Source organism: Flagellimonas myxillae, assembly GCF_023502235.1.
GTDB lineage: Bacteria > Bacteroidota > Bacteroidia > Flavobacteriales > Flavobacteriaceae > Flagellimonas > Flagellimonas myxillae.
Genome location: NZ_JAMFLY010000003.1, coordinates 285,885 through 310,283 on the forward strand (window position 1 = coordinate 285,885; position 24,399 = coordinate 310,283).

Annotated in this window: 23 protein-coding genes; 12 read left to right on the forward strand and 11 right to left on the reverse strand. The window is 43.4% G+C overall.

What is annotated here, in order from left to right; translation table 11 throughout:
• Window positions 1-333 precede the first annotated feature (333 nt).
• The 3 genes from M3P07_RS13955 (at window position 334) to M3P07_RS13965 (ending at window position 5,587) form a co-directional block, all read left to right on the forward strand.
• Window positions 334-1,353, forward strand: coding sequence for a LacI family DNA-binding transcriptional regulator (locus M3P07_RS13955; protein WP_249970545.1), 1,020 nt, complete (start codon window positions 334-336; stop codon window positions 1,351-1,353).
• 65 nt (window positions 1,354-1,418) lie between these two features.
• Window positions 1,419-3,722, forward strand: coding sequence for a glycoside hydrolase family 65 protein (locus M3P07_RS13960; RefSeq protein WP_249970546.1), 2,304 nt, complete (start codon window positions 1,419-1,421; stop codon window positions 3,720-3,722).
• Window positions 3,719-5,587, forward strand: a complete 1,869-nt coding sequence (locus M3P07_RS13965; protein WP_249970547.1) for an alpha-amylase family glycosyl hydrolase — start codon at window positions 3,719-3,721, stop codon at window positions 5,585-5,587. The genes M3P07_RS13960 and M3P07_RS13965 overlap by 4 nt, the downstream gene beginning before the upstream one ends.
• 52 nt (window positions 5,588-5,639) lie before the next feature.
• Here M3P07_RS13965 and M3P07_RS13970 read toward each other — a convergent pair whose 3' ends face one another.
• Window positions 5,640-6,059, reverse strand: a complete 420-nt coding sequence (locus tag M3P07_RS13970; protein WP_249970548.1) for a hypothetical protein — start codon at window positions 6,057-6,059, stop codon at window positions 5,640-5,642.
• Window positions 6,060-6,242: 183 nt separating this feature from the next.
• On the opposite strand from M3P07_RS13970, the gene M3P07_RS13975 reads away from it, so the two are divergent.
• Both M3P07_RS13975 and M3P07_RS13980 read left to right on the forward strand, forming a co-directional pair.
• Entirely contained in the window at window positions 6,243-6,995 is a 753-nt protein-coding gene (locus M3P07_RS13975) for a glycerophosphodiester phosphodiesterase (protein ID WP_249970549.1), read from the forward strand.
• Window positions 6,995-8,269, forward strand: a complete 1,275-nt coding sequence (locus M3P07_RS13980) for a BaiN/RdsA family NAD(P)/FAD-dependent oxidoreductase (protein ID WP_249970550.1) — start codon at window positions 6,995-6,997, stop codon at window positions 8,267-8,269. Before M3P07_RS13975 ends, M3P07_RS13980 begins: the two co-directional genes overlap by 1 nt.
• 2 nt (window positions 8,270-8,271) lie before the next feature.
• Here the strand turns inward: M3P07_RS13980 and M3P07_RS13985 are convergent, their stop codons facing one another.
• Together M3P07_RS13985 and glpK are read right to left on the reverse strand one after the other, a co-directional pair.
• Entirely contained in the window at window positions 8,272-9,000 is a 729-nt protein-coding gene (locus M3P07_RS13985) for an MIP/aquaporin family protein (protein WP_249970551.1), read from the reverse strand.
• Between the two features lie 35 nt (window positions 9,001-9,035).
• Window positions 9,036-10,532, reverse strand: a complete 1,497-nt coding sequence (gene glpK, locus M3P07_RS13990) for a glycerol kinase GlpK (RefSeq protein ID WP_249970552.1) — start codon at window positions 10,530-10,532, stop codon at window positions 9,036-9,038.
• Window positions 10,533-10,601: 69 nt separating this feature from the next.
• Between glpK and M3P07_RS13995 the strand changes: the two genes are divergently transcribed.
• Entirely contained in the window at window positions 10,602-11,135 is a 534-nt protein-coding gene (locus M3P07_RS13995) for a DUF1697 domain-containing protein (RefSeq protein WP_249970553.1), read from the forward strand.
• Here the strand turns inward: M3P07_RS13995 and M3P07_RS14000 are convergent.
• Window positions 11,132-11,605, reverse strand: a complete 474-nt coding sequence (locus M3P07_RS14000; protein WP_249970554.1) for a TspO/MBR family protein — start codon at window positions 11,603-11,605, stop codon at window positions 11,132-11,134. The genes M3P07_RS13995 and M3P07_RS14000 overlap by 4 nt on opposite strands.
• A 91-nt stretch (window positions 11,606-11,696) precedes the next feature.
• Between M3P07_RS14000 and M3P07_RS14005 the strand changes: the two genes are divergently transcribed.
• From M3P07_RS14005 to M3P07_RS14025, 5 genes are all read left to right on the forward strand, one after another.
• Window positions 11,697-12,791 (forward strand): diphosphomevalonate decarboxylase, encoded by a 1,095-nt coding sequence (locus tag M3P07_RS14005; protein ID WP_249970555.1) that lies wholly within the window; start codon window positions 11,697-11,699, stop codon window positions 12,789-12,791.
• A gap of 127 nt (window positions 12,792-12,918) precedes the next feature.
• Window positions 12,919-13,857, forward strand: a complete 939-nt coding sequence (locus M3P07_RS14010) for a mevalonate kinase family protein (protein WP_249970556.1) — start codon at window positions 12,919-12,921, stop codon at window positions 13,855-13,857.
• A gap of 8 nt (window positions 13,858-13,865) precedes the next feature.
• On the forward strand, window positions 13,866-14,771 hold the full coding sequence (locus M3P07_RS14015; RefSeq protein WP_249970557.1) for a geranylgeranylglycerol-phosphate geranylgeranyltransferase: 906 nt from the start codon (window positions 13,866-13,868) through the stop codon (window positions 14,769-14,771).
• The gene (locus tag M3P07_RS14020; protein ID WP_249970558.1) at window positions 14,771-15,721 is read left to right on the forward strand and encodes a carbon-nitrogen hydrolase family protein; all 951 of its coding nucleotides are present in this window, start codon (window positions 14,771-14,773) and stop codon (window positions 15,719-15,721) included. The genes M3P07_RS14015 and M3P07_RS14020 overlap by 1 nt, the downstream gene beginning before the upstream one ends.
• A gap of 126 nt (window positions 15,722-15,847) precedes the next feature.
• The gene (locus M3P07_RS14025) at window positions 15,848-16,687 is read left to right on the forward strand and encodes a pseudouridine synthase (RefSeq protein WP_249970559.1); all 840 of its coding nucleotides are present in this window, start codon (window positions 15,848-15,850) and stop codon (window positions 16,685-16,687) included.
• A gap of 37 nt (window positions 16,688-16,724) precedes the next feature.
• Here the strand turns inward: M3P07_RS14025 and M3P07_RS14030 are convergent, their stop codons facing one another.
• On the reverse strand, window positions 16,725-18,023 hold the full coding sequence (locus M3P07_RS14030; protein ID WP_249970560.1) for a metal-dependent hydrolase family protein: 1,299 nt from the start codon (window positions 18,021-18,023) through the stop codon (window positions 16,725-16,727).
• Window positions 18,024-18,214: 191 nt separating this feature from the next.
• Here M3P07_RS14030 and M3P07_RS14035 point away from each other — a divergent pair, with 191 nt between their 5' ends.
• Window positions 18,215-18,727 (forward strand): heme-copper oxidase family protein, encoded by a 513-nt coding sequence (locus tag M3P07_RS14035; protein ID WP_249970561.1) that lies wholly within the window; start codon window positions 18,215-18,217, stop codon window positions 18,725-18,727.
• A 6-nt stretch (window positions 18,728-18,733) separates the two neighbouring features.
• Here M3P07_RS14035 and argH read toward each other — a convergent pair whose 3' ends face one another.
• The 6 genes from argH to proB form a co-directional block, all read right to left on the reverse strand.
• Window positions 18,734-20,020, reverse strand: coding sequence for an argininosuccinate lyase (gene argH / locus M3P07_RS14040; protein ID WP_249970562.1), 1,287 nt, complete (start codon window positions 20,018-20,020; stop codon window positions 18,734-18,736).
• 78 nt (window positions 20,021-20,098) lie between these two features.
• Window positions 20,099-21,169, reverse strand: coding sequence for a M20 family metallo-hydrolase (locus M3P07_RS14045; protein WP_249970563.1), 1,071 nt, complete (start codon window positions 21,167-21,169; stop codon window positions 20,099-20,101).
• Entirely contained in the window at window positions 21,166-21,945 is a 780-nt protein-coding gene (gene argB, locus M3P07_RS14050; protein WP_249970564.1) for an acetylglutamate kinase, read from the reverse strand. The genes M3P07_RS14045 and argB overlap by 4 nt, the downstream gene beginning before the upstream one ends.
• 1 nt (window position 21,946) lies before the next feature.
• Window positions 21,947-22,696 carry an SDR family NAD(P)-dependent oxidoreductase gene (locus M3P07_RS14055; RefSeq protein WP_249970565.1) on the reverse strand — a complete coding sequence of 250 codons (750 nt, stop codon included), beginning with the start codon at window positions 22,694-22,696 and terminating at the stop codon, window positions 21,947-21,949.
• Between the two features lie 4 nt (window positions 22,697-22,700).
• Complete coding sequence (locus tag M3P07_RS14060) at window positions 22,701-23,639, reverse strand: Rossmann-fold NAD(P)-binding domain-containing protein (protein WP_249970566.1); 939 nt, start codon at window positions 23,637-23,639, stop codon at window positions 22,701-22,703.
• A complete protein-coding gene (gene proB, locus M3P07_RS14065; RefSeq protein WP_249970567.1) occupies window positions 23,636-24,397 on the reverse strand; it encodes a glutamate 5-kinase in 762 nt (253 codons plus the stop codon). The genes M3P07_RS14060 and proB overlap by 4 nt, the downstream gene beginning before the upstream one ends.
• Window positions 24,398-24,399: the final 2 nt, after the last annotated feature.

The following is a 24,399-nucleotide window of genomic DNA, read 5'->3' on the forward strand; positions in this document are numbered from 1 at the left end:
AACATATATAAAAAAAAGGTTAATCGGTAGTTAAGAGGAGTGTGTTTCGCAACGAAAACGGTTTCGTGTTGATAACTTTAGAATTTTGTGGGTTTGTTAAGCCTTTGTCCCTTATTTTGGCTATATCACAATTTTCCTTCTAAGAATTGGAAGGATACACAATCTTATTGCTAATATACTATTTTTATTTTTTTACCGAAATTTGTGCATTTATCGAATTAAAATTAGGGTTTTAACCCTAGCTTTGATTCTGTTAAAAAGTTGGACTGGGACAAGGATCTAATGTATATTAGGTAACCGCAAAAGGCTACCTCAAATAAAACTTCGCTAGTATTGAAATCAAAGATTACATTAAAGGATATAGCAAGGGAACTGGAAGTCTCCATATCAACCGTTTCCAAGGCCCTGAAAAACAGCGAGGAAATAAGCAGGGATACCAAAGAAAAAATTCAAGCTTTCGCCAAGCTTTATAACTATCGGCCAAACAATATTGCCATCAGCCTTAAAAACAAGCGAACCAAGAATATTGGGGTTGTAATTCCGGATATTGTCCATCACTTTTTTACCACCGTAATCAGGGGTATAGAAAAGTATGCCAATGCAAGGGGTTACAACGTAATTGTGTGTTCATCCGATGAATCTTTTGATAGAGAGGTCATCAATATGGAAATGTTGGCCAATGGTAGTATTGATGGGTTTATCATGTCCCTCTCCTCAGAAACCCAACAAAAAAACGATTATAACCACCTCAAGGAGGTAACCGAACAGGGTATTCCGGTAGTGCTCTTTGATAGGATCACCAATGAAGTGGAATGCGATAAAGTGATTATTGATGACCAATTGGGGGCCTATATGGCTGCCAAAAAAATGATCGATCAAGGAAGAAAAAAAATAGGGCTTATAACCACAGCGGATTATTTAAGCGTAAGCAAGGCGCGTACCCAAGGGTACAGGAAGGCTTTGGTGGAGCACAATTTGGATGTTGATGAATCCCGGATCTTGAAATTGTCCAGCATGGAGATGGATGAGGAGTTAATTCAAAAATTTTTTGAATCCACCGATATTGATGCGGTACTTTGTGTCAATGAAATTTTCGCCGTGTATACCATGCGTTTGGCCCAAAAGAAGGGGCTCAGGATTCCTGAGGATATATCGTTTATAGGGTTCACAGATGGCTTTCTTTCCCAATATGCCAATCCCAGCTTAACGGTAATCGCTCAACACGGACAAAAAATGGGGGAGGTCTCAGCGCAGATGCTCATAGAAAAGGTGGAGAGCGAAGCCGAGGAAGAGACCTATCAGACCAAAATTTTGGAACCTACCTTAGTGGTAAGAGATTCCACAATTAACTAAGTTTGCACCCTTGCTCTAGGGCATACAGCTAACTTATACTTACCAACAACGAATCATTGTAGATTATGAATCAAGATTATATAAAGGCAGACCCTTGGTCCATTATAGAAGAAGGGTTTAACAAAGAACGAATCAAATCTTCCGAGAGTCTCTTTAGTATTGGAAATGGCGCCATGGGTCAGCGGGCCAATTTTGAAGAACACTATTCAGGGGCAACATTTCAAGGAAGTTATATAGCGGGGGTCTACTACCCAGATAAAACCCGTGTGGGATGGTGGAAAAATGGTTATCCCGAATACTTTGCCAAAGTACTCAATGCGCCCAATTGGATTGGAATTGACGTCCTAGTGGATGGTGAACAATTGGATTTAAATTCATGCAAATCGGTAAACGCATTTAGACGTGAACTAAACATGAAGGAAGGATGGTACCAAAGGAGTTTCAAGGCCCAAATGGAGAATGGGATAGAGCTGGCGGTCAAAGTTACCCGATTTTTAAGCTTGGATTTGGACGAATTGGGAGCTATACAATATGAAATTACACCCCAGAACCAAAATGCCAAAATTTGCTTTATGCCATATTTGGACAGTGGGATTACCAATGAAGACAGCAATTGGGACGACAAATTTTGGAACACCACCAAAGTGCAGATTCAAGGGAACCAGGCATTTATTGAGTCCCATACCATGAAGACCAATTTTGCCACCTGTACGTTTATGCAGGCCGATGCGAAATACAATGGCAATGAAGTGGAGCGCAAACAAGAGACTACAAATGAACTTGAAGCCTCCATTGAATTTGAACAAAACGTTTCCAAAGGTGAAACATTCACTTTGATCAAGCTTGGCGGATACACCGTTTCGCAAAACCATGAAGCTTCCCAGCTGGTCAATGCCGCCAAGACTGTGCTAAAACAGGCTAGTGCGATGGGATTTGAGACGTTGCTGGAAAAGCAAAAAGTGGCCTGGGGCAAAATTTGGGAGATGAGTGATATTTCCATCGAAGGCGATGTAAAGGCCCAACAGGGGATTCGGTTCAACATTTTTCAGTTGAACCAAACATATTTGGGCAAGGATTCACGGTTGAACATTGGCCCAAAAGGGTTTACAGGTGAAAAATATGGGGGAAGTACCTATTGGGACACGGAGGCCTATTGCCTACCCTTTTATATGGCGACCAAAAACCAGGAAGTTGCCTGGAGTCTTTTGGAATATCGATACAACCATTTGGACAAAGCCATAGAAAATGCAGAGAAACTAGGTTTTTCCAATGGGGCGGCACTCTATCCAATGGTGACCATGAACGGGGAGGAATGCCATAACGAATGGGAAATTACCTTTGAGGAAATCCATAGGAACGGTGCCATCAGTTTTGCCATTTTCAATTACCACCGATTTACGGGCGACTATAGCTACATACCCAAAATGGGACTGGAAGTGTTGATAGGTATTGCCCGATTCTGGCATCAGAGGGTGAATTTTTCGGAAGACAAGCAACAATATGTAATGTTGGGGGTAACCGGCCCCAACGAGTACGAGAACAACATCAACAATAATTGGTATACCAATTACTTGGCTAAGTGGTGTATAGACTATACCTTGGAACAACTTGAGGTCGTTGAAAAAAATTACCCGGATGATTACGGACGAATAAAGGCAAAAACCAAAATTACTCCGGAAGAAACAGCAGATTGGGCCAAAGTAGCCAACAATATGTATTTCCCGTTTTCCGAAAAGCACGAAGTGTTCCTGCAGCAAGATGGATTTTTGGACAAGGAAATGATAAAAGTGCAGGATTTGGACAAATCCGAACGCCCCATCAACCAAAAATGGAGTTGGGACAGAATCTTACGTTCCCCATACATTAAACAGGCCGATGTGCTGCAAGGATTTTATTTCTTCGAGGATCACTTCAGCCAAGGTGCACTGGAAAAACATTTCGACTTTTACGAACCTTTCACCGTTCACGAATCTTCCTTGTCGCCTTGTGTGCATAGTATACAAGCTGCAAAATTGGGCAGGATGGAACAGGCCTATACCTTTTATTTAAGGACTTCCCGTTTGGATTTGGACGATTATAACAAGGAAGTGGAAGAAGGACTTCATATCACTTCCATGGCAGGAACCTGGATGAGCATTGTAGAGGGATTTGGAGGTATGCGCGTTGTGGACGGGCAGCTTAGCTTTACCCCACAGATTCCAAAACAATGGGGGTCGTATTCCTTTAAGGTCAACTTCAGGAACCAGATTGTTACGGTTACGGTTTCAGAAAAGAACACGAGTTTTGAAATAACGGGAGATGGAGGCTTGGAGATTAAAGTAAATGGAAATTCCGTGACCCTTGTTCCCGGAAAAAACATTGAGGCATGAAGCTAAAGCTTCATATTGTGATATTTACCTTGGTAGGACTATTGATTTCTTGCCAACAAAAACCCGCCAAGACCAATCTAGAACCCAGCATGAAGAAAAAAGCCGTTGTCTATCAAGTTTTCACTCGACTTTTTGGCAATACCAACACCAACAATAAACCTTGGGGCACCTTGGAAGAAAATGGGGTTGGAAAATTTGCCGATTTTTCGGAAAAGGCACTGACCGAGATTAAGGATTTGGGAGTGACGCATATCTGGTATACCGGAGTGCCCCACCATGCTTTGATCAACGATTACACAGCCTACGGAATATCCAACGACGACCCTGATGTAGTAAAGGGCCGGGCCGGCTCTCCCTATGCAGTGAAGGACTACTACAATGTAAACCCGGATCTAGCCTTGGATCCAGCAAATAGGTTGGAGGAGTTTAGAGCACTGGTGGACAGGACACATAAGGCCGGGATGAAGGTGATCATTGATATTGTGCCCAATCATGTGGCTCGTAACTATAAGGGATTGTCAAATCCTGAAGGGGTAGCGGATTTTGGGGCCGATGATGATGTCTCGAAGGCATACGCAGTTGATAACAACTTCTATTATGTTCCGGAAACGGAATTCAAGGTTCCCGAATGGCAAAATGGTTATTTGCCATTGGGAGGAGCGGATAACCCCTTGTCGGATGGAAAATTCGAGGAGAATCCAGCTAAGTGGACCGGTAATGGCTCACGATTGCCCCAGCCCGATTTTAATGATTGGTATGAAACCGTTAAGGTGAACTATGGGGTTCGTCCTGATGGAACCAAGGATTTTGTGGAGCTTCCAGATGGGATGGAATCTGAGGACTATAAGGCTCATTATAACTTCTGGAAGGACAAAACCGTTCCCGATTCCTGGAACAAGTTTAAGGATATAGCCTTGTTCTGGTTGCATTTTGGGGTGGATGGTTTCCGGTATGACATGGCGGAAATGGTGCCCGTGGAATTTTGGAGCTACCTCAATTCCAACATCAAGATGAAGAATCCAGAGGCTTTTTTGTTGGCCGAAGTTTACAATCCCGACTTGTACCGCGATTACATCAGAAAGGGCAAAATGGATTACCTCTACGATAAAGTTGAACTTTACGATAGTATCAAGCACATCATGAAAGGTTATGGTTGGACGGATCATATTCCCGTGGTCCAAAAGAGAATGGAGGATATTGAACACCATATGCTGCATTTTTTGGAAAACCATGATGAGCAACGGATTGCCAGTCCCGATTTTGCCGGAAATGCGCTTTTGGGCAAACCGGCCATGGTGGTTTCCGCAACCTTGAGCACTTCCCCCACCATGATCTACTTCGGACAGGAAGTGGGTGAACCAGGGGCCGAAGACGCAGGCTTTGGTAAACCAACACGTACTTCAATTTTTGATTACGTTGGAGTGCCGCATCACCAACGATGGGTAAACAACAAGCACTTTGATGGCGGACAGTTGAGCCAAGATGAAAAAAGCTTAAGGGATTTCTACCAGCGATTGCTCAATTTCACCATTACAAGTGAAGCTTTGATGGGGGAATACCAAGATATCCATTTTTACAATAAAGATAACACCCCGGGATATGACCATAAGGTGCTCTCCTACGTTCGTTGGAATGAACGAGAAAAGCTGATCATCATTTCCAATTTTGATGACCAAGCAACATACGAACTTGATGTAAAGATTCCTGGTGATGTAATTGAGAAATGGCAACTGGAACATCCGAGCTATAAGTTACAAGAAGAGCTCTACGGAAAAGTCGATGTTTCTTTGAACATTGAAAATGGTGTGGGTCATGTCCAGTTGACTTTACCGCCCTTGGAATCGTACATTTTGAGTGTACAGTAAAAAAAAGCGGACCGCATAGCGGTCCGCAACATTTAAGGTTGGTTAATTACCTTTATTCCTTCGTAGCTGTTTTTTGATATACCAAGGCAATCACGGTTCCGATAATACCATAGAATAATACCTCTACCACTCCATTTACCAAAGCTCCTGTGGTATCCATCAATCCCATTACGGCATGGTTCAATAGGCCATTGCCAAACCCCATGAATATTCCGATCCAAACCCCATATTGAAAACCTTCCTTTGCACTATGTTGTCCCCTTGCCCATTTACCATAAACGGAGGACAGGGCAAAGGCGGCAATTACATTGCTTACGCCAATAAGTGCCATGTTCATATCTTCGTTTAGGAAGCTTTTAAGGGTGTGTTGCGCAAAAAAATCCGCCAATAAATGTTCCCAAATTGAATATCCGAGGAGGAACATGGTTAGAAAGGCGGCGAGGGTCGCTAGTAAATTAGATTTTGAAAACATGTCAGTTTTTTTTGGTTAGAAACACGATAAAAATATTAAATAAACTTTAACAAATTGATAAAAAAAGGTTGCCAAAAATGAGAAATACGCAAGTAAGACTGAGTTTTATTGGCTTTGCCATCAAGATTAAGGCTTGTGTATTGTCAATTGCAAATCGTATTTTTAGTGTTAAAATGAGTCTGAATGAAAAAAGCTTTACTACGATTATCCTGTATCGCTCTGTTAATCAATGGTTGTGGTATGAAGGATAGCAATCCTTTGGTCATAGGTCATAGAGGCGCCATGGGGCATGAAACCGAGAATACCCTGGCATCCGTCCAAAAAGCGATGGATTTAGGTGTGGACATGATTGAAATTGACGTGTTCAAAATTGACAGTGGTGAAATAGTGGTCTTTCATGATGAAAGGGTCGAAAGGCTTTCCAATGGGGGAGGTAAGATTGAGGAGTATAATATTGTGGATTTGCATCAGCTTATTTTGGATGGCAATCACCGCATTCCCATGCTTCAGGATGTGCTAAAGTTGATCAATAACCAGGTAGCGCTTAACATTGAGTTGAAGGGGAGCAACACCGCCGACCGTGTCAATTTTATAACAAACTACTACATCAAGGAAAGAGGATGGGCCGCAGAGAACATCATTATTTCCAGTTTCAAATGGGACGAGCTTAGGGATTATCGGGACTTAAACCCCGAGGCCAATATCGCCATCCTAACAGAGGAGGATCCTCTCGATGCTCTAGAAGTTGCCAAGGAATTGAATGCCATGGCAATCAACCCACACTTTAAAAAATTAACCGCTGAAAACACCTCCAAAATGCAAGACGAAGGACTTAAGGTCTACACTTGGACGGTGAATGAACCGCAAGATATTGAGGCCATGAAGGAGTTTGGCGTGGACGGAATCATCACAAATTATCCGGAGCGGGTAAATTAATGCTGGACGTAATTATTGTTGGGGGTGGTGCTGCAGGATTCTACGCTGCAATTCATGTTGCGGAACAAGCACCTGGTTTAAAAATTGCAATTTTTGAAAGGGGAAAAAGCGTGCTCTCCAAAGTGAAGGTTTCTGGGGGTGGGAGATGTAACGTGACCCATGGCGAGTTTCTCCCTAAAGAATTGGTGTTGAGTTACCCAAGGGGACAAAAAGAATTATTGGGTCCATTCCACATTCATGGACCTGGGGATGTAATGGAGTTTTTTGAGACTAGGGGAGTTCGCCTAAAAATTGAGGAAGATGGGCGTGTGTTTCCCGAAAGCGACAGTTCCCAATCCATTATAGATTGTTTGGTCGGCGAAGCGAAGCGATTGGGGGTTCAAGTTCTCAAGAACAGTGGCGTAAAGCAGATTACCAAACTTGAAAACGATGCGGGGTGGCAGGTGACCACCATGAACAAACATTATCTGGGCAAAAAACTATTGTTGGCCACAGGTAGCAATCCAAAAATTTGGGACTTCACCAAAAATCTGGGACATAACATCGTTCCTCCCGTCCCATCCTTGTTTACGTTTAATATAAAGGATACTCGCCTTAATGGAATTCAAGGGGTAAGCACCCAGGCCATGGTGGAAATCCCACCCAAAAAGATTTTTTCCTCCAAGGTTTCCCTGAATTTAAAAAGTGCACCAAAAGAAGAACCCGTGCTTCAGTCCGAAGGAGCCGTGCTGGTCACCCATTGGGGGTTGAGCGGTCCTGCCATTCTAAAGTTATCTGCCTGGGGCGCCAACATATTAAATGAGTATCAATATCATTTTCGAATCCGGGTCAATTGGACACCCGACTACACCACAGGTTCCATGGAAGGTTTGCTCCGGGAAATCAAGGAGGTGGAAGCCAAAAAGACTGTCGTTCGTACCAAGGCCTTGCCTCTTCCAAAAAGACTTTGGATTAAACTAGTACATGCTGCGGGCATCGACAACGAGGTGCGTTGGGCGGATTTAACCCGGGAAATGCTCCAAAATCTGGCATTGGAACTAACCGCAAGTTCCTTTCGCGTAGAGGGCAAAAGCACTTTTAAGGAGGAATTTGTAACCGCCGGGGGAATAGATTTAAAAGAAATCAATTTTAAAACCTTCGAAAGCAAAATCCACCCCAACCTTTATTTTGCCGGAGAGATAATCAATGTGGACGCCATTACTGGCGGATTTAATTTTCAGAATGCGTGGACCGGGGCATATATTGCTGCCCAGGCTATTGCCAACGACACCTAGTTTTATTGAACGAGCATTGAGACCCCTACCGCCAATACAGCGCCTATGATAGGCCCAATTACCGGAACCCAGGAGTACCCCCATCCATTGGAACCCTTGTTTTTAATGGGAACCAAGGCGTGTATGATACGAGGTCCCAAATCCCGAGCAGGATTGATCGCATATCCGGTGGTACCTCCCAAGGACAGGCCAATGGCCCAAACAATCAAAGCTACTGGGAGTGCACCCAAGGAGCCCAAGCCTATGATGGTGTTGTCTGCTGTGTTGACGGCATCGGTAAAGTAGAGTACAGCAAAAATCAACACAAAAGTGCCCATAATCTCACTGAAGAGGTTAAGAAAAGTGTTGGGAATGGCCGGAGCTGTACAGAAGACCCCTCTTTTGGTCGCTCCTTCCTCAGTGGCATCAAAATGCTTCTTGTTCAGCAACCAAACACAAAAGGCCCCCAACATGGCTCCAATAAACTGGGCAATCACATAACTGGGGACATCATAAATAGAGAACTCCCCTGCCAGGGCCAGACCTACCGTAACGGCAGGGTTGAGGTGCGCTCCACTGTGTGGGCCCGCTATAACCACGCCGGTATATACGGCCAAGGCCCATCCGGTGGTAATCACAATCCACCCAGAAGCATTTCCGTAAGTTTTCTGAAGGGAAACGTTGGCATTAACGCCACATCCCAATAAAATTAAAATAAAAGTTCCTACAATTTCAGAGATGAAAGGAGTCATAATGTAGTTGGTCGGTTAAAAATTAGGTTTGCAATTTAAGATTCATTGGCCCAAAATTCCAAGGCCTTTATGGCCTTATACCAGCCTTTGATTTTTGTATTGATGGTTTCGCGTTCCGTTGTAGGTTGAAAATGAACATCGGCCTGCCAAATACCTTGGATTTCCTCAGGGTTTTTCCAATATCCGACAGCCAAACCTGCCAAATATGCGGCTCCCATTACAGTGGTTTCTACCACCTCTGGTCTTACCGTTACAGTATCCAACACATCAGCTTGGAACTGCATGAGCAAATTGTTCACGGTTGCGCCACCGTCGACGCGTAGTTCATTAATGGTAATCCCCGAATCGGCTTCCATGGCCCTAAGGATGTCCATGGTCTGAAAAGCAATGGATTCCAACGCAGCTCTTGCGATATGGGCATCGGTGCTTCCCCGTGTGAGCCCAAAAACAGTGCCTTGGGCATGCTGGTTCCAATAAGGTGCTCCCAAGCCCGCAAAGGCAGGAACCAAATACACGCCCTCGGAGCTATTGACAGATGCAGCCAGTTTTTCAACCTCGGAAGACGTTTTTATGATTTTTAGACTGTCCCGTAGCCATTGAACCACTGCCCCGGCTATAAACACGCTGCCTTCCAATGCGTATGTGGTTTCCCCGTTCATTTTCCAAGCTACCGTTGTGAGCAAATTGTTTTTGGAGACAATGGGTTTACTGCCAATGTTCATCAGCATAAAACAACCTGTACCGTAGGTGTTTTTTACCATCCCTTGTTTGGTGCACATTTGCCCAAATAGGGCGGCCTGCTGATCACCTGCAATACCCGCAATGGGAATCTTGGAAGCGAAAAAATTGGGGCTGGTATGCCCATAGATTTCGCAGGATTGTTTTACTTCGGGAAGCATGGATTTTGGAATAGTGAGCAAATCCAGAAGCTCTTGGTCCCAATCCATACTATTAATATTGAACAACAAGGTTCGGGAAGCGTTGGTCACATCGGTGATATGAAGGTTCCCTTCGGTCATTTTCCAGATGAGCCAAGTGTCAATGGTGCCCATCAAAAGATCACCAGCTTCGGCCTTGTCCCGAGCGCCCTCAACGTTATCCAAAATCCATTTTACTTTGGTGCCCGAAAAATAAGCGTCTATGACCAGGCCTGTTTTTTCCCGAATCGTATCGGACCTACCTTGGGACTTCAGTTCGTCACAATAACCTGCGGTTCGTTTATCCTGCCAAACAATGGCATTGTACACCGGTTCGCCTGTGTTTTTGTCCCATACCACCACGGTTTCCCGTTGGTTGGTAATACCAATAGCTGAGATTTGCTCGGCTTTTAACCCTTTTTGACTTACGGCTTCTGCTGCCATTCCCGCTTGCGTGGCCCAAATTTCCTTGGGGTCGTGCTCTACCCAGCCGGGTTTCGGAAAAATTTGGGTGAACTCCTTTTGGGACACTGCAACAATGGATCCTTTGTGATTGACCACCACTGCCCGTGAACTGGTAGTCCCCTGATCCAGGGCAAGAATGTATTGGCTCATTTGGTTTTTTTTGATGTCCCTGAATTTACTAAAATAAATCTGTGTAGTTTCGAATTGAATACTAAGAAAATGAAAACTTTTATTGTCCTGCTTCGGGGAATCAATGTTGGCGGTCAAAAGAAGATACGAATGGCCGATTTGAGGGAGAGCCTCCACCTAAAGGGATTTGGGGAAGTGCACACCTATATTCAAAGTGGAAATATTATATGTAGGAGCGACCATCTGGATCTCAAGTCTGTGGAACAGTTGGTTCAGCAATCCATATTAAAGGATTTTGGTTTTGATGTACCCACCTTGGCCCTGACAACGGATGAAATTGACGAGATTATAAATAATAATCCCTTTGCATCGGAAGAGGAAAAGAGCCTATATTTTGTGCTCCTTAAAAATCCGCCGGAATCTGAAAGGGTGGAAAGTTTCAATCAAGAAAAGTTTGAAAATGAGGATTTCCATATTACGGACCGGTGCGTTTATTTGTGTTGTAAAACCGGATATGGCAAAGCCAAACTCAGCAACAATTTAGTTGAACGAAAATTGAAGGTAGAAGCTACGGCGCGGAATCTAAGGACCATGAAGAAATTGTTGGAAATGGCAGATTCCTAGTTCAATTCCCAAATTTTATAATTGAGCAGCGTGGCAAAACATACCCATAAAAGATAGGGGATGAGTAAAAATGAGGCCAATTTGCTCACCACACGAAACCACTTTATGGTCAGCATGATCAGGGTTAGGAGCACCAGAATCACCAAAAAGGACCAAAAAGGATTTTTAAGCCCAAAAAACACAATGCTCCAAAGGGCATTGAACAGCAACTGGAACCCAAAATGGTACAAGGCGGTCTTGACCCAAATATGATGGAATCCCTTAGACCAGACTATTCCTGCGGCAATGCCCATGAGGATGTACAAGGTGGTCCAGACAGGAAAAAAAATCCAATTAGGGGGGTTAAAACTGGGCTTGTTCAACCCGGCATACCAATCGTTAACAGAACTTTGCGTAGCAAAACTTGATAAAAAACCTATAAATAGACAGACGAGGACAGCTATGGATATGTAGGTCAATCTTTTCTTCATGGCAAGTGCGTTCCCTCTAAAATAAGAATTTATTTAACTCCATAACTTTGGAACCTCCCACACTACCTTATCTTTGCGCAAAAGTTTATAAATGGTTGAAAAGGATTTTCTGCCAAAATCAAATGGGGTTCTCCCGGAAACCGGAAGCGTAATTTGGAAGGCCCCAAGTAATATAGCCTTGGTCAAATATTGGGGCAAAAAGGAAAACCAAATTCCGGCCAACCCATCCATAAGTTTCACTTTGGATGCTTGTGCGACAACAACAAAACTTTCCTTTCAAAATAGATTGCCCACTTCCGATTTTTCATTTGACCTGTTCTTGGACGGAAAGCCAAAGGAAGATTTTAAACCAAAGATCAAGGCGTTCTTGGAGCGTGTAGCACCTTATGTTCCATTTGTAAAAGAGTATCATTTTTCCATCGAAACTTCCAATTCATTTCCACATAGTAGCGGCATTGCCTCATCGGCTAGTGGTATGGCAGCGCTGTCGTTGTGTTTGGTGGACATGGAAAGGCAGATGGATTTGAAGATGGATGATGCCTATTTCAACAGAAAAGCATCCTTCCTTGCAAGGTTGGGTTCTGGTAGTGCCTGCCGAAGTATAGAAGGAGACCTGATTCAGTGGGGAAGTCATTCGGGATTGGAAGAAAGTTCTAATTTGTATGGAATCAAATATCCGTTTGCCGTTCATCCTGTTTTCCAAAAGTATCACGATACCATTTTACTTGTGCACAAAGGACAAAAGCAGGTAAGCAGTTCGGTTGGTCACAATCTGATGCACGGACACCCGTATGCGGAAAGCCGGTTTGCGCAGGCACATGACCATTTGGACAAGTTGAAAGGCATTTTTGCATCCGGGGATTTAGATGGTTTTGTAAAGCTTGTGGAAAGTGAAGCGTTGACCCTACATGCCATGATGATGACAAGTCTACCCTATTTTATGCTGATGAAACCCGATACCATGGAGATTATCAACAAAATTTGGCGATTCCGGGAAGAATCAGGAGTTCCCATCTGTTTTACTTTGGATGCCGGGGCCAACGTACATGTGCTCTATCCCGAATCTTATAAGGAGCAGGCCATACAATTCATTCAGGATGAATTGGTTGCCCACTGTGAAAACGGGCACTATATTTGTGACCGAATAGGACAAGGAGCCAAAAAATTAATCGCACCAAAGAGGTAATCAAGCGAAATTTTTAGCGTTATTTGTCTTGAAAATCCTGATAAAAAGGAAATTAAACCTAAAACACACGTTTTGTTTAACGACATTTAGTTTTAATTAAACAAAATTTAGTATTTTAGTTATTCTAATGAAAGGACCATTATTTTATTCTAAGATTTTATTGTTTGGGGAGTACGGAATCATCAAAGATTCCAAGGGACTTTCCATTCCCTACAATTTTTTCAAAGGTGCCCTAAAGACGGATCAAAACCTTTCGGCCTCTGCCAAGCAGTCGAATGCAGGTTTAAAGGCCTATGTGGGTTATCTGAGGGAACTTGAAAAAAATGAAAAAGGCTTGGTCTCTTTCGATTTGGATTCCTTGGACAAGGATGTGGCCAATGGGATGTATTTTGACAGTTCCATTCCCCAGGGCTACGGCATTGGAAGTAGTGGGGCACTTGTCGCCGCTATTTATGATAAGTATGCCACTAATAAAATCACCGTTCTCGAAAACCTTACCCGTGAAAAGTTGTTGAAACTCAAAACCATTTTTGGTTTGATGGAGTCATTTTTTCATGGAAAGTCCTCTGGGCTTGACCCACTGAACAGTTATTTGAGCTTGCCCATTCTGATCAATTCCAAAGACAATATTGAATCGACCAGTATACCTTCCCAAAATACTGAGGGAAAGGGGGCTGTTTTTTTATTGGATAGTGGAATAACCGGGGAAACCGCTCCCATGGTCCAGATTTTTATGGAAAAGATGAAGCAGGAAGGATTCCGTAGTATGATCAAGGATCAGTTCGTAAAACATACCGATGCTTGTGTGGAAGATTTCCTAAATGGGAATATTAAATCCCTCTTCGGCAACATCAAGCAGTTGTCCCACGTGGTCCTAGATAACTTTAAACCCATGATTCCAGCCAAGTTCCACAAACTTTGGCAGCAGGGCATAGAAACCAACGATTATTATCTTAAGCTTTGTGGTTCTGGAGGAGGAGGTTATATATTGGGCTTTACCCAAGATTTGGATAAGGCCAAAAAAGCGCTCAAAGGATACAATCTGGAAGTTGTTTACAACTTCTAACCACAACCATGCTTAGTAGAAAAAACAAACTCCTGCTTTTTAAGCTATTGAGTTTATTTTCTGTTGTTCGCGGGTATAACATCTTGGTCATTACCCTGGCCCAATACTTGGCTTCCATTTTTATTCTTTCTCCACAGACCCGATTGCCGGAAGTTGTGTTGGACCTGAACCTTTTTTTGATCGTAACCGCCTCTGCATTGGTCATAGCAAGCGGGTATATAATCAACAACTTTTACGATGCGGAAAAGGACTTGATCAACAAACCAAGGAAGAGTATGCTCGATAGGTTGGTGAGTCAACGGTTTAAACTCACTACCTATTTTATCCTCAATTTTTTGGCCGTGTTGGCGGCGAGCTACATTTCGTTTAGGGCAGTTTTGTTCTTTTCCAGCTACATTTTTGGAATTTGGTTATACTCCCATAAACTAAAGCGGGTTCCATTTCTGGGCAACCTGATATCGGCTTCCTTGGCCATTGCACCCTTCTTTGTGGTTTTTGTGTACTATCGGAATTTTGAGACTGTAATTTTCGTACATGCCCTCTTTCTGTTCTTGTTGATTTTGGCCCGGGAAATGATCAAGGACCTTGAAAATATGGCCGGGGACATGGCGCAGAACTACAAGACCATTCCAATTCTATATGGGCCCAATGTGTCCAAAGTCCTCATCGGGTTCCTGATTGTACTTACCCTGATTCCTGCGTTACTATTGATCAAAACCTTCGATGTGGGTTATATGTATCTGTATTTTATAGCGTGCATAGTGCTCTTGGGTTTATTTATTCTACTGTTGTGGAGGGCCAAGGGTAAAAAACATTATGTTTGGTTGCACAACATTTTAAAGTTCATCATTGTAGCAGGAGTTTTTAGCATTTTATTGATTGATGTGGACTTGGTGATAAATCGAATTTTGTAATGGAGAATCATCTAAAAGTGGCCTTGGCCCAAATTGCCCCAGTTTGGTTGGACAAGCGAGCGACCATTCAAAAAATTGAGGCTTCGATACAAGCAGCGGCCAAAGAAAGGGCTGAACTGATAGTTTTTGGAGAAGCATTTCTTCCGGGATATCCCTTCTGGTTGGCCCATACCGAAGGTGCAGCGTGGGATTTGAAAGTCAATAAGGAATTGCACGCCCATTACGCAAGAAATTCTATTCAAATTGAAACAGGGGAGCTGGATTCCATCTGTGCTTTGGCCAAGGAAAACAACATGGCTCTGTATTTGGGAATGATGGAACGTGCCAAGGACAGGGGTGGACATAGTCTGTATTGCTCCCTGGTCTATATCGACCAAAAGGGAGTGATTAAATCGGCGCATCGAAAACTACAGCCCACCTACGACGAACGCTTGACTTGGGCCCCAGGTGATGGGAATGGATTGCAGGTGCATCCCCTAAAACAATTCACGGTTGGGGGACTTAATTGTTGGGAGAATTGGATGCCCTTACCTAGGACGGCTCTGTACGGTCAAGGAGAAAATTTGCATGTGGCCGTCTGGCCAGGAGGGCTCCATAATACTAAGGATATTACACGATTTATTGCCCGGGAATCCAGGAGTTATGTCATCTCGGTTTCGTCCTTGATGACTACTTCCGACTTTCCAGAACATACGCCACATTTGGGAGAAATTCTCAAAAAAGCGCCCAAGGTTTTGGCAAATGGTGGTAGCTGTATCGCAGGCCCCGATGGGGAATGGATTGTGGAACCCGTTGTTGACAAAGAAGGAATAATTTATGAAATCCTTGATGTTAACCGGGTCTATGAAGAAAGGCAAAACTTTGATCCCGTAGGGCACTATTCCAGACCCGATGTTACCAAGCTGATCGTCAACCGGGAACGACAATCCACGGTTGAGATTAAGAATTAGTAATGCTTCTTCTGAAGATTTCAGGTCGAGCGCAGTCGAGACTTTTCTAGGATTTGGACATTTAGTGATCTCTCGACTGCGCTCGAGGTGATATAAAACACTATTTTTGCAAAAAATTTACGACTGATGGCGAAATCAGACAATCCGCGAAATAGGAAACCTTCCCAAAATACTGGGCGAAACCAGAAAAAGCAATACCCCAAAAAGTATGGTTCAAAGCCTAAAGCGAATACCCCACCCAAAAGATCCAATCCAGATGAAATTCGGCTGAACCGTTACATAGCCAATGCTGGTATCTGTTCGCGAAGGGAGGCCGACACCTATATAGCAGCAGGTAGCGTTTCTGTCAACGGAAAAGTCATCACCGAAATGGGTTACAAAGTAAAACTTACGGATGATGTACGTTTTGATGGGCGAAGACTCAACCCAGAGAAAAAAGAGTATATCCTTTTGAACAAGCCCAAAAACTTTATCACCACCACAAACGACGAAAAAGGAAGGCGCACGGTAATGGAATTGATTTCCAGTGCATCAAACAATAGGTTGTTGCCTGTTGGGAGATTGGATAGGAATACTACGGGTCTGCTGTTGTTCACCAACGATGGAGATCTTACTAAAAAGTTGACCCATCCTACCCACGGGGTACGTAAGATTTACCACGTCCATTTGGACAAAAATCTTGCATTGGCCGACTTACGAAAGATTGAGGAAGGCCTTGAGCTTGAGGATGGAAGTGTACAGGTTGATGATGTGAGCTATATCCAAGGGGCCCCAAAAAGAGAGGTTGGAGTTCAAATCCATAGTGGTCGTAACCGGATTGTACGCCGAATTTTTGAACATTTGGGTTATGATGTGACCAAATTGGACAGGGTTATTTTTGCTGGGCTTACCAAAAAAGACCTTCCCCGTGGGCACTGGCGCCATTTGACCGAGCAAGAAGTGGTGAATTTGAAGATGATACGGTAATCCTGCTTTTTTCAGTATTTATTCGTGATAGGCAAGCTTATTTTTCATGCTTGTAAATTTTACCATCCTTCATCACAAAGGGGATAGTTTCCAACAGTTTTATATCGGATAATGGATTTCCCTTAACTGCAATAATATCTGCTAGTTTGTTCTTATCAATACTTCCCAGCTGGTCTTTCACACCAAGTAGTTCAGCGGCAGTAATTGTTGCGCTCTTAATAATGTCAATTTCGGTCATCCCGGCCTTTTTCATAAAAGAAAATTGCTCGGCATTTCTACCATGGGGATAAATCCCGGCATCTGTTGCAAATACCATTTTTACACCCTTTTTGTAAGCCTTGGAGAATGTTTCCAATATGGAAGCAAACATTTCACTGTTATTCCCATCAAGATCTTTACCACTAAAATCCTCATTTTTCTCAATCAACTCAAAATAAGCTGACAACAAATCCATAGATAAATAAGCCTTTTGTTGAAGTAAAAGGGCTATGGCTTCGTCATCCAAGAAGGTCGCATGCTCAATGGAGGTAGCCCCAGCTCGAAGGGCATTTTTAATTCCTTCGGCACCATGGGCATGCGCAGCGACTTTAATTCCTCTTTTGTTGGCTTCATCTACAGCAGCTTTTAGTTCCTCGATGGTATACGAGGCTGCTCCGGGTTTTGTTCCGTAAGAACCGAAACCTCCGGTGGCAAAAACCTTTATCCAGTCAACTCTGTATTTTAAATGCTTTCGTGTCTCTTTTCTTACTTCATCTACACCATCGGCAATACTCACAAGGTTGTCACTAAACTCAATTTGGGGACTTAACCAGTTTCCAAAGGCCCCATGTCCTCCAGTTATGGTAAGTGCAGGACCGCTAACGTACATTCTTGGCCCAATTATCCAACCTTTATTGATGGCGTCCCTCAGTGCAACATCACCGTAAAAGTAGCTATGTAAATCCCTAACGGTGGTAAAGCCTGCTTCCAAGGTTTTCTTTGCATTTACTGTTCCGAGTATACCGTAAGTCGCAGCCGGCAGGGTGTAAACATCAAATCCTTCATTTTCCAAATACCAATTTCCAACGAGATGGGTATGACAATCTATTAATCCAGGAAGGAGTGTATAATCGGAAAGGTCAAGGTAGTTCTTTAGCGTTGATAAATCGGGATTTGTTTTGACATCAAGAATTTTGTTTCCCTTAATGGTTACCAACACGTTTTTTTCGATTTGTTCCGTTTCAACATCCAGCATTCCTCCAGCAAAAATGTACAAATCGGATTCTTGAGCCATTATATTAATACTGGACAACATCCAGAAGCATACAATTGAAACCAGTTTTGCAAATACTTTCATATTGTCATTTTTTTGACTGCCAAAATCAAGCTAAATCTCATAGTAACAACCTTTTGACTTATGGCAAGTGAAGTTCGGAAATTTCCTTTAGAAAGGAAACTCCGTGGTATCAGCTCCCTTTTTTTGTTGTTGGAAGAATTTCAGATATGGGGTATTTTTTCCGAAAATGATAGATTTTCCTTATTTATGTAATGTCGCGGGCGCATAGGGATCCGATAAAATGGGAGGACAAAAAATCCGAAGAAGATAAAGTGATTAGCAAACAATTACATCAGAAAGCACATTTGATTTTTTGGTCCTTCGGGATTATCCTGATCGCACTTCAGGTCTTGTTTACCGTGGTTTATCCCGATTCAATCCTGGACATTAATGTCCACGACACCTACCTTGTGATAGCCTATGCTCATCTCTACAACGTTTTGGGAACTTGGTTTATACTCTGCGGCTTGGGTTACTGGATTTTAAAGCTCAAGGGTATACCCATTATTAAATGGATGTTCTGGCTTCATTTGGTTTTTACCTTGCTTTTCCCCTTAAGTTTTGGGTTAAATTGGTACGAATCCCATTCAAACCCGAATACATATCAATGGACCATGTGGGTAAGTACTGTGTCCTTTTTTGGATTGGTATTGTTTGTATTGGTTCAGGTGTTTTATTTTCTGAACATCCTTATCTCTACCTTAAGAAAAATAAAGTCAAGGTAAGGGAGCCTACTTGGCAAGCAGCTGTTCCATTTTACCCCGGATATCTTCCAAACACAAATTCCCCAAGCTCCCTTCATGGGTATGCTCAATGTCTCGTTTGGGCTTAAAATTTCCATTTTCAATAGCTTGTCCCATGGTCTTGTAGGCATCCCGGAAGGGTATGCCACTTTTGACCAATTCGTTTAAGGTATCCACGCTAAATAGATAATCGTACTTGGAGTCATCCAAAATAGTTGGGTTCACTTGGATTTCCTTTAGACTAAAGTTTATCATTTCCAGACAAGCTTTTATATCCTGAATGGCGGGAACGATTACTTCTTTGACCAACTGCAGGTCCCGGTGATAGCCGCTCGGTAGATTGTTGGTGATCAAGATGAGCTGGTTGGGTACTGCCTGAATTTTATTGCATTTTGCTCGAATGAGCTCAAATACATCCGGATTTTTCTTATGGGGCATAATGCTGCTGCCCGTGGTCAGTTCATTTGGAAATGAGATAAAATCAAAATTTTGGCTCATGTACAAACAGATGTCCATCGCCAATTTGGAAAGGGTGGCAGCTACGCTTGAAATTCCAAAGGCAGTGGCCTTTTCCACTTTCCCTCGACCCATTTGAGCGGCAACCACATTATATTTCATGGTCTCAAAACCCATTTCCTGGGTGGTAAAGCTTCGGTCAATTGGGAACGAACTACCATAGCCTGCTGCGCTTCCCAAAGGATTTTGGTCGGCTACTTTGTAGGCGGCCTGTACAAACTGTAGGTCGTCGACCAAACTCTCCGCATAAGCAGAAAACCAAAGTCCGAAAGAGGAAGGCATGGCAATTTGAAGGTGGGTATAGCCTGGCAGTAACACGGATTGGTGTTTTTTTGCCAAATCGAGCAGCAAATCGAACAAATCCTTGGCGCCCGCAGAAATTTCGGAAAGCTCATGTTTCAGGTAAAGTTGCATGGCTACAAGCACTTGGTCGTTTCTAGATCGGGCCGTATGGATTTTCTTCCCCGTGTCACCAAGCTTTTCAGTAAGTAGAAACTCAATTTTGGAATGCATGTCCTCAAAATCATCTTCAATGGTAAATTGCCCAGCCTCGATAGATTTTGCAATACCATTGAGTTCTTTTACCAAGGCTTCGGACTCTTCCTTGGAGATCAGTCCCACCTTGCCCAACATTTGGGCGTGTGCTTTGGAGGCCATTACATCGTACTTTGCCAAGAGCAAATCCAATTCTCGGTCATTGCCTACGGTAAAATGGTCAATCTTTTTATCCGTGCTAAATCCTTTGTCCCAAAGTTTCATAGTTTCATTTTTGTACTTCCCATGAATATGGGATCTTATTATTGTGTTCTCGACTGCGCTCGAACAGACAGTTCAATTTTATTGTAAAAATCCTTCCAGGATTTTGATATAGAGGTCTATTCCCTCCTCAATTTCATTCACATATATAAATTCATCGGCCGAATGCGACCGGGTACTATCGCCAGGGCCCAATTTAACGGATTGGCAACTCAATGCTGCTTGGTCCGAAAGGGTCGGAGAACCGTAGGTTTTTCTTCCTAGGGCAATGCCACTTTTTACCAAATTGTGGTCTGGATCTATCGCGGATGAATTCAACCGAAGGGAACGTGGGGTCATTTTGCAAGGTGCTTCCTTTTCCAATAGTGCTGCTATTTCCTGATTGGAATAGCGATCATTTACCCGTACGTCTACCACCAAATCCACCTGGGCCGGCACCACATTGTGTTGGCTTCCCGCATTGATCTGGGTCACGGTCAATTTTACCTCGCCCAAAGCGTCGGAAACCTTTTCAAAAGAATAATCTTTGAACCAGTTTAAGACATCAATAGTATTATAAATGGAGTTGTTGGTATTGGGGTGTGCGGCATGTGAGGGGGTGCCCTCCACCACGGCATCGAATACGACCAGTCCTTTTTCCGCAATGGCGAGATCCAGCAAGGTAGGTTCCCCAACAATGGCCACATCAATAGGGGGAAGAATGGTCAATAGTGACCGCAAACTTTTTTCCCCAGCATTTTCTTCTTCCGCCGTTGCAGCGATGATTAAATTATGGTTTAACCCCTCCAGCTCATAAAATTGGACAAAGGTGGCCAAAAGAGAAACCAGGCAACCCCCGGCATCATTGCTTCCCAATCCATACAGTTTACCATCCTCGATATGAGGAAGAAAAGGGTCACGGGTATAGGCTTTATTCGGTTTTACCGTGTCGTGATGGGAATTGAGCAGCAAAGTCGGCTTATTCGAATCAAAGTGCTTGTTGAATGCATAAATATTATTGAATTGCCGTTCTGTTTTCACCCCAAAACCTTGCAGCCAAGCTGCAATGGCATCCCCGGTTTGATCCTCCTCGCCTGAAAACGATTGTATGGAGATGAGCTGTTTTAATAGCTCAATAGCCTTTTGGGTCAATAGCTCTTGATTGATTTTCATAGGGTTAAGGTCGTAAAATTTGAGTTGGTTTTCTCGAGCATGGAACTATCTCCAATACAGACTTTTTGCACACTATTTTGAAGTGCATGGAAGCAGTTGTGCATTTTAGGAAGCATTCCTTCGGCAATTACCCCTTCCTCCAACAGAGATTTGTAGGCTTTGGAATCGATGGTTTGTATTACGGAATCCTCATCTTCAATATCGCGCAACACTCCTTTCTTTTCAAAACAATAGTACAAGGTAGTTTCAAATTGTTGGGAAAGGCCGATGGCAAGTTCTGAAGCGATAGTATCGGCATTGGTGTTGAACAATTGTCCTTTTCCATCATGGGTCAAGGCACAAAAAATGGGTGTAAAACCTGCCTGAAGCAATTTAAATAGATTATCTGCCGCAACCGAATCCACATCCCCGACCCATCCAAAATCCACCTCTTTTACAGGTCTTTTATGCGCTAGAATGGCATTCGCATCGGCACCACTCATGCCAATGGCGTTTGTGCCTAGCGCCTGGAGTTGTGCCACTATCTTCTTACTGACCAACCCGCCGTAGACCATTATGGCCACATCCAAACTGGCTGCGTCCGTGATTCTACGTCCGTTGGTCATTTTGGTTTCGATGCCCAATTTGTTTCCAATTTCGGTGGCTTTTTTTCCACCTCCATGGACCAAAATTTTGTTTCCATCCAGTTTGGAAAAAAGTGCCAACAAGTGCGAAAGTTGGGATGGGTCACCTATTACGTTCCCTCCGATTTTGACTATGGATAGTTTTTGTTTCATTTTAAGCGTTTAGTATTCCTCCATCTATGGTCATGGCCGTTCCGGTAATCCAAGATGCATCTTCCGAAACCAAGAAAAGTGCCAGTTTGGCAACATCTTCCGGGCTGCCCAATCGTTTTAACAAAGTGGCGTTTTTGGCATTTTCGACGGCCGCTTCAGGTTCATCGAATGCTTTGGCAGAATCCCAAATCAAGGGGGTGTCCACCGGTCCAGGGCAAATGGCATTTACCCGGATATTTGGCGCATATTCCACGGCCAATTGTTTCATCAATCCTATGGTAGCAGCTTTGGAGGCACAATATGCAGGATGGTTTGGAAAACTCTTAAAGGCCGCTATCGACGAATTGATCAGTAAATTTCCTCCGTGTTCCTGCAAAACCGGAATGGCGAATTTGGCCATGTAGAAGATGGAACTTACATTGGTTTCCATTGTCTTATGCCAAGTTTCTATAGGGAGGTCAACTACATTTCCCAGCCCAAGAATGCCAGCGTTCAATACCACAATATCCAATTGGCCAAATGTAGTTATCGCTGTTTGCACCAGGGTTTGGTTATAGGTGGCATCACCAACATCACCAGGAACAAATATGCTGTTTACGAGCTGTTTTGCCAGTTGGTTGCCGCGTTCCAAATTCCGTCCGGAGAGTACAAGCTTGGCCCCTTGCTCATGGTAAAGTTCTGCAATGGCCTTGCCCATGCCGCTTGTGGCACCGGTTACAATACAGACCTTGTTTTTTAGCTTTGCTTCCATGTGCCTATAGGTTTTCAAGAATTTTTTTCAATACAATCTGGGCCGAAAATGTTCTATTGTTGGCCTGTTCTATCACAAGGGATTGGTCACTGTCCAGTACCGCATCTTCAACCACAACATTTCTACGCACGGGTAGGCAATGCATAAATTTGGCATCTCCAAGCTTCCCTTGGGTCATCAACCAGCTTGAATCAAGGTTTAAAACGCTGCCATAATCGGTATAGCTGCTCCAATTTTTTACATAAACAAAATCAGCATTTTCCAAAGCTTTTTCTTGATCGTGTTCAATAGAACAACCTTGGGTAACTTCCGGATTGAGCTCATATCCTTCTGGATGGGTGATTACGAATTCGGCCTCTTGTAGTTTCATCATCTCCACAAATGAGTTGGCCACGGCATGCGGCAGTGCCCTAGGGTGGGGCGCCCAAGAAAGAACTACCTTGGGTTTTGCTTTGGTGCCAAATTCCGCCAAGGTAATGGCATCTGCCAATGCTTGCATGGGATGTCCGACCGAACTCTCCATATTCACAACTGGAATATCGGCATATTTTGTAAAGCCATTGAGAACAACTTCAGCTTCGTCCTGAGCCTTGTCCATCAAACCGGCAAAGGCCCGAATGGCCACAATATCGCAGTACTGGGAAACCACTTGGGCAGCTTCCTTGATGTGTTCTGCCTTGCCCTGGTCCATCACCGTTCCATCCTCGAATTCCAATTGCCAGCCCTCGCTTCCAAAATTCATTACCATTACGTCCATACCCAAATTAATGGCAGCTTTCTGGGTGCTCAATCGGGTACGCAGACTGTTATTGAAAAAGAGCAGACAAAGGGTTTTGTCCTTTCCCAGGGACTTGAATTGGGTTGGGTTTTTTTTCAGCTCGATGGCCTCCGAGACACTGTCTTTAAGGTTGCCAATATCGTTTATGGTCAAATAATGCTTCATGCCTTGATCTTTGTAAAATGGATTTTGTCCTGAAAACTATCAATAATGAAATTGTCATTCAGGCCGTTTACGATCCATGTTTCTATTCCTGCTTGTTGCGCAATGGTAGCGGCTTCTATTTTAGATTGCATTCCCCCAGTACCATGGGCGGATTTTGTGCTACTGATTTCTTGTTCCAAATCGGTTATGGAATCCACTTCGTGGATGGTCTCGGGTTGCTTTTGGTCCAAGGATTCTTTTGTATAGATACCATTGGTGTTGGTGGCTATTAGCAATAGATCCACCTTTAAGAAGGCTGCTGTCAATGCGGCCAATTTATCGTTGTCACCAAATTTGATCTCCTCAGTCGCGACCGTATCATTTTCATTGATGATAGGAATCACGTCGTTGGCCAAAAGTACATTGATGGTGTTCTTGATGTTCAGCCTAGCGTTTTCGTTTTCCAAATCGGAATAGGAAAATAGGCATTGGGAGGTAAACAATCCCAACTCCCGAAAACTCTCTTGAAAAATATGCATCAACCTGGGTTGGCCGATAGCGGCCAAGGCTTGTTTCACATCGATTTCTTGACCGTTGTGCTCGAGCTTAACGAATTGTTTTGCTGTGGCTATGGCTCCAGAGGATACCAAGATGAACTCATATTCATCTTTCAATAATGCCATTTGCCTACCAATGTCTTCAATCTTCCCCCTGGAGATTTGATTGGTTTCCTTGGTGAGTGTATTGGAGCCGATTTTTATAAGAACCCTCTTTTTCATTG

Bases quoted from the DNA above. Each gene is read 5' to 3' on its own strand.
- M3P07_RS13960 (WP_249970546.1), top strand. From the start codon at position 1,419: ATGAATCAAGATTATATAAAGGCAGACCCTTGGTCCATTATAGAAGAA.
- M3P07_RS13965 (WP_249970547.1), top strand. From the start codon at position 3,719: ATGAAGCTAAAGCTTCATATTGTGATATTTACCTTGGTAGGACTATTG.
- M3P07_RS13970 (WP_249970548.1), bottom strand. From the start codon at position 6,059: ATGTTTTCAAAATCTAATTTACTAGCGACCCTCGCCGCCTTTCTAACC.
- M3P07_RS13975 (WP_249970549.1), top strand. From the start codon at position 6,243: ATGAAAAAAGCTTTACTACGATTATCCTGTATCGCTCTGTTAATCAAT.
- M3P07_RS13980 (WP_249970550.1), top strand. From the start codon at position 6,995: ATGCTGGACGTAATTATTGTTGGGGGTGGTGCTGCAGGATTCTACGCT.
- M3P07_RS13985 (WP_249970551.1), bottom strand. From the start codon at position 9,000: ATGACTCCTTTCATCTCTGAAATTGTAGGAACTTTTATTTTAATTTTA.
- glpK (WP_249970552.1), bottom strand. From the start codon at position 10,532: ATGAGCCAATACATTCTTGCCCTGGATCAGGGGACTACCAGTTCACGG.
- M3P07_RS13995 (WP_249970553.1), top strand. From the start codon at position 10,602: ATGAAAACTTTTATTGTCCTGCTTCGGGGAATCAATGTTGGCGGTCAA.
- M3P07_RS14000 (WP_249970554.1), bottom strand. From the start codon at position 11,605: ATGAAGAAAAGATTGACCTACATATCCATAGCTGTCCTCGTCTGTCTA.
- M3P07_RS14005 (WP_249970555.1), top strand. From the start codon at position 11,697: ATGGTTGAAAAGGATTTTCTGCCAAAATCAAATGGGGTTCTCCCGGAA.
- M3P07_RS14010 (WP_249970556.1), top strand. From the start codon at position 12,919: ATGAAAGGACCATTATTTTATTCTAAGATTTTATTGTTTGGGGAGTAC.
- M3P07_RS14015 (WP_249970557.1), top strand. From the start codon at position 13,866: ATGCTTAGTAGAAAAAACAAACTCCTGCTTTTTAAGCTATTGAGTTTA.
- M3P07_RS14020 (WP_249970558.1), top strand. From the start codon at position 14,771: ATGGAGAATCATCTAAAAGTGGCCTTGGCCCAAATTGCCCCAGTTTGG.
- M3P07_RS14025 (WP_249970559.1), top strand. From the start codon at position 15,848: ATGGCGAAATCAGACAATCCGCGAAATAGGAAACCTTCCCAAAATACT.
- M3P07_RS14030 (WP_249970560.1), bottom strand. From the start codon at position 18,023: ATGAAAGTATTTGCAAAACTGGTTTCAATTGTATGCTTCTGGATGTTG.
- M3P07_RS14035 (WP_249970561.1), top strand. From the start codon at position 18,215: ATGTCGCGGGCGCATAGGGATCCGATAAAATGGGAGGACAAAAAATCC.
- argH (WP_249970562.1), bottom strand. From the start codon at position 20,020: ATGAAACTTTGGGACAAAGGATTTAGCACGGATAAAAAGATTGACCAT.
- M3P07_RS14045 (WP_249970563.1), bottom strand. From the start codon at position 21,169: ATGAAAATCAATCAAGAGCTATTGACCCAAAAGGCTATTGAGCTATTA.
- argB (WP_249970564.1), bottom strand. From the start codon at position 21,945: ATGAAACAAAAACTATCCATAGTCAAAATCGGAGGGAACGTAATAGGT.
- M3P07_RS14055 (WP_249970565.1), bottom strand. From the start codon at position 22,696: ATGGAAGCAAAGCTAAAAAACAAGGTCTGTATTGTAACCGGTGCCACA.
- M3P07_RS14060 (WP_249970566.1), bottom strand. From the start codon at position 23,639: ATGAAGCATTATTTGACCATAAACGATATTGGCAACCTTAAAGACAGT.
- proB (WP_249970567.1), bottom strand. From the start codon at position 24,397: ATGAAAAAGAGGGTTCTTATAAAAATCGGCTCCAATACACTCACCAAG.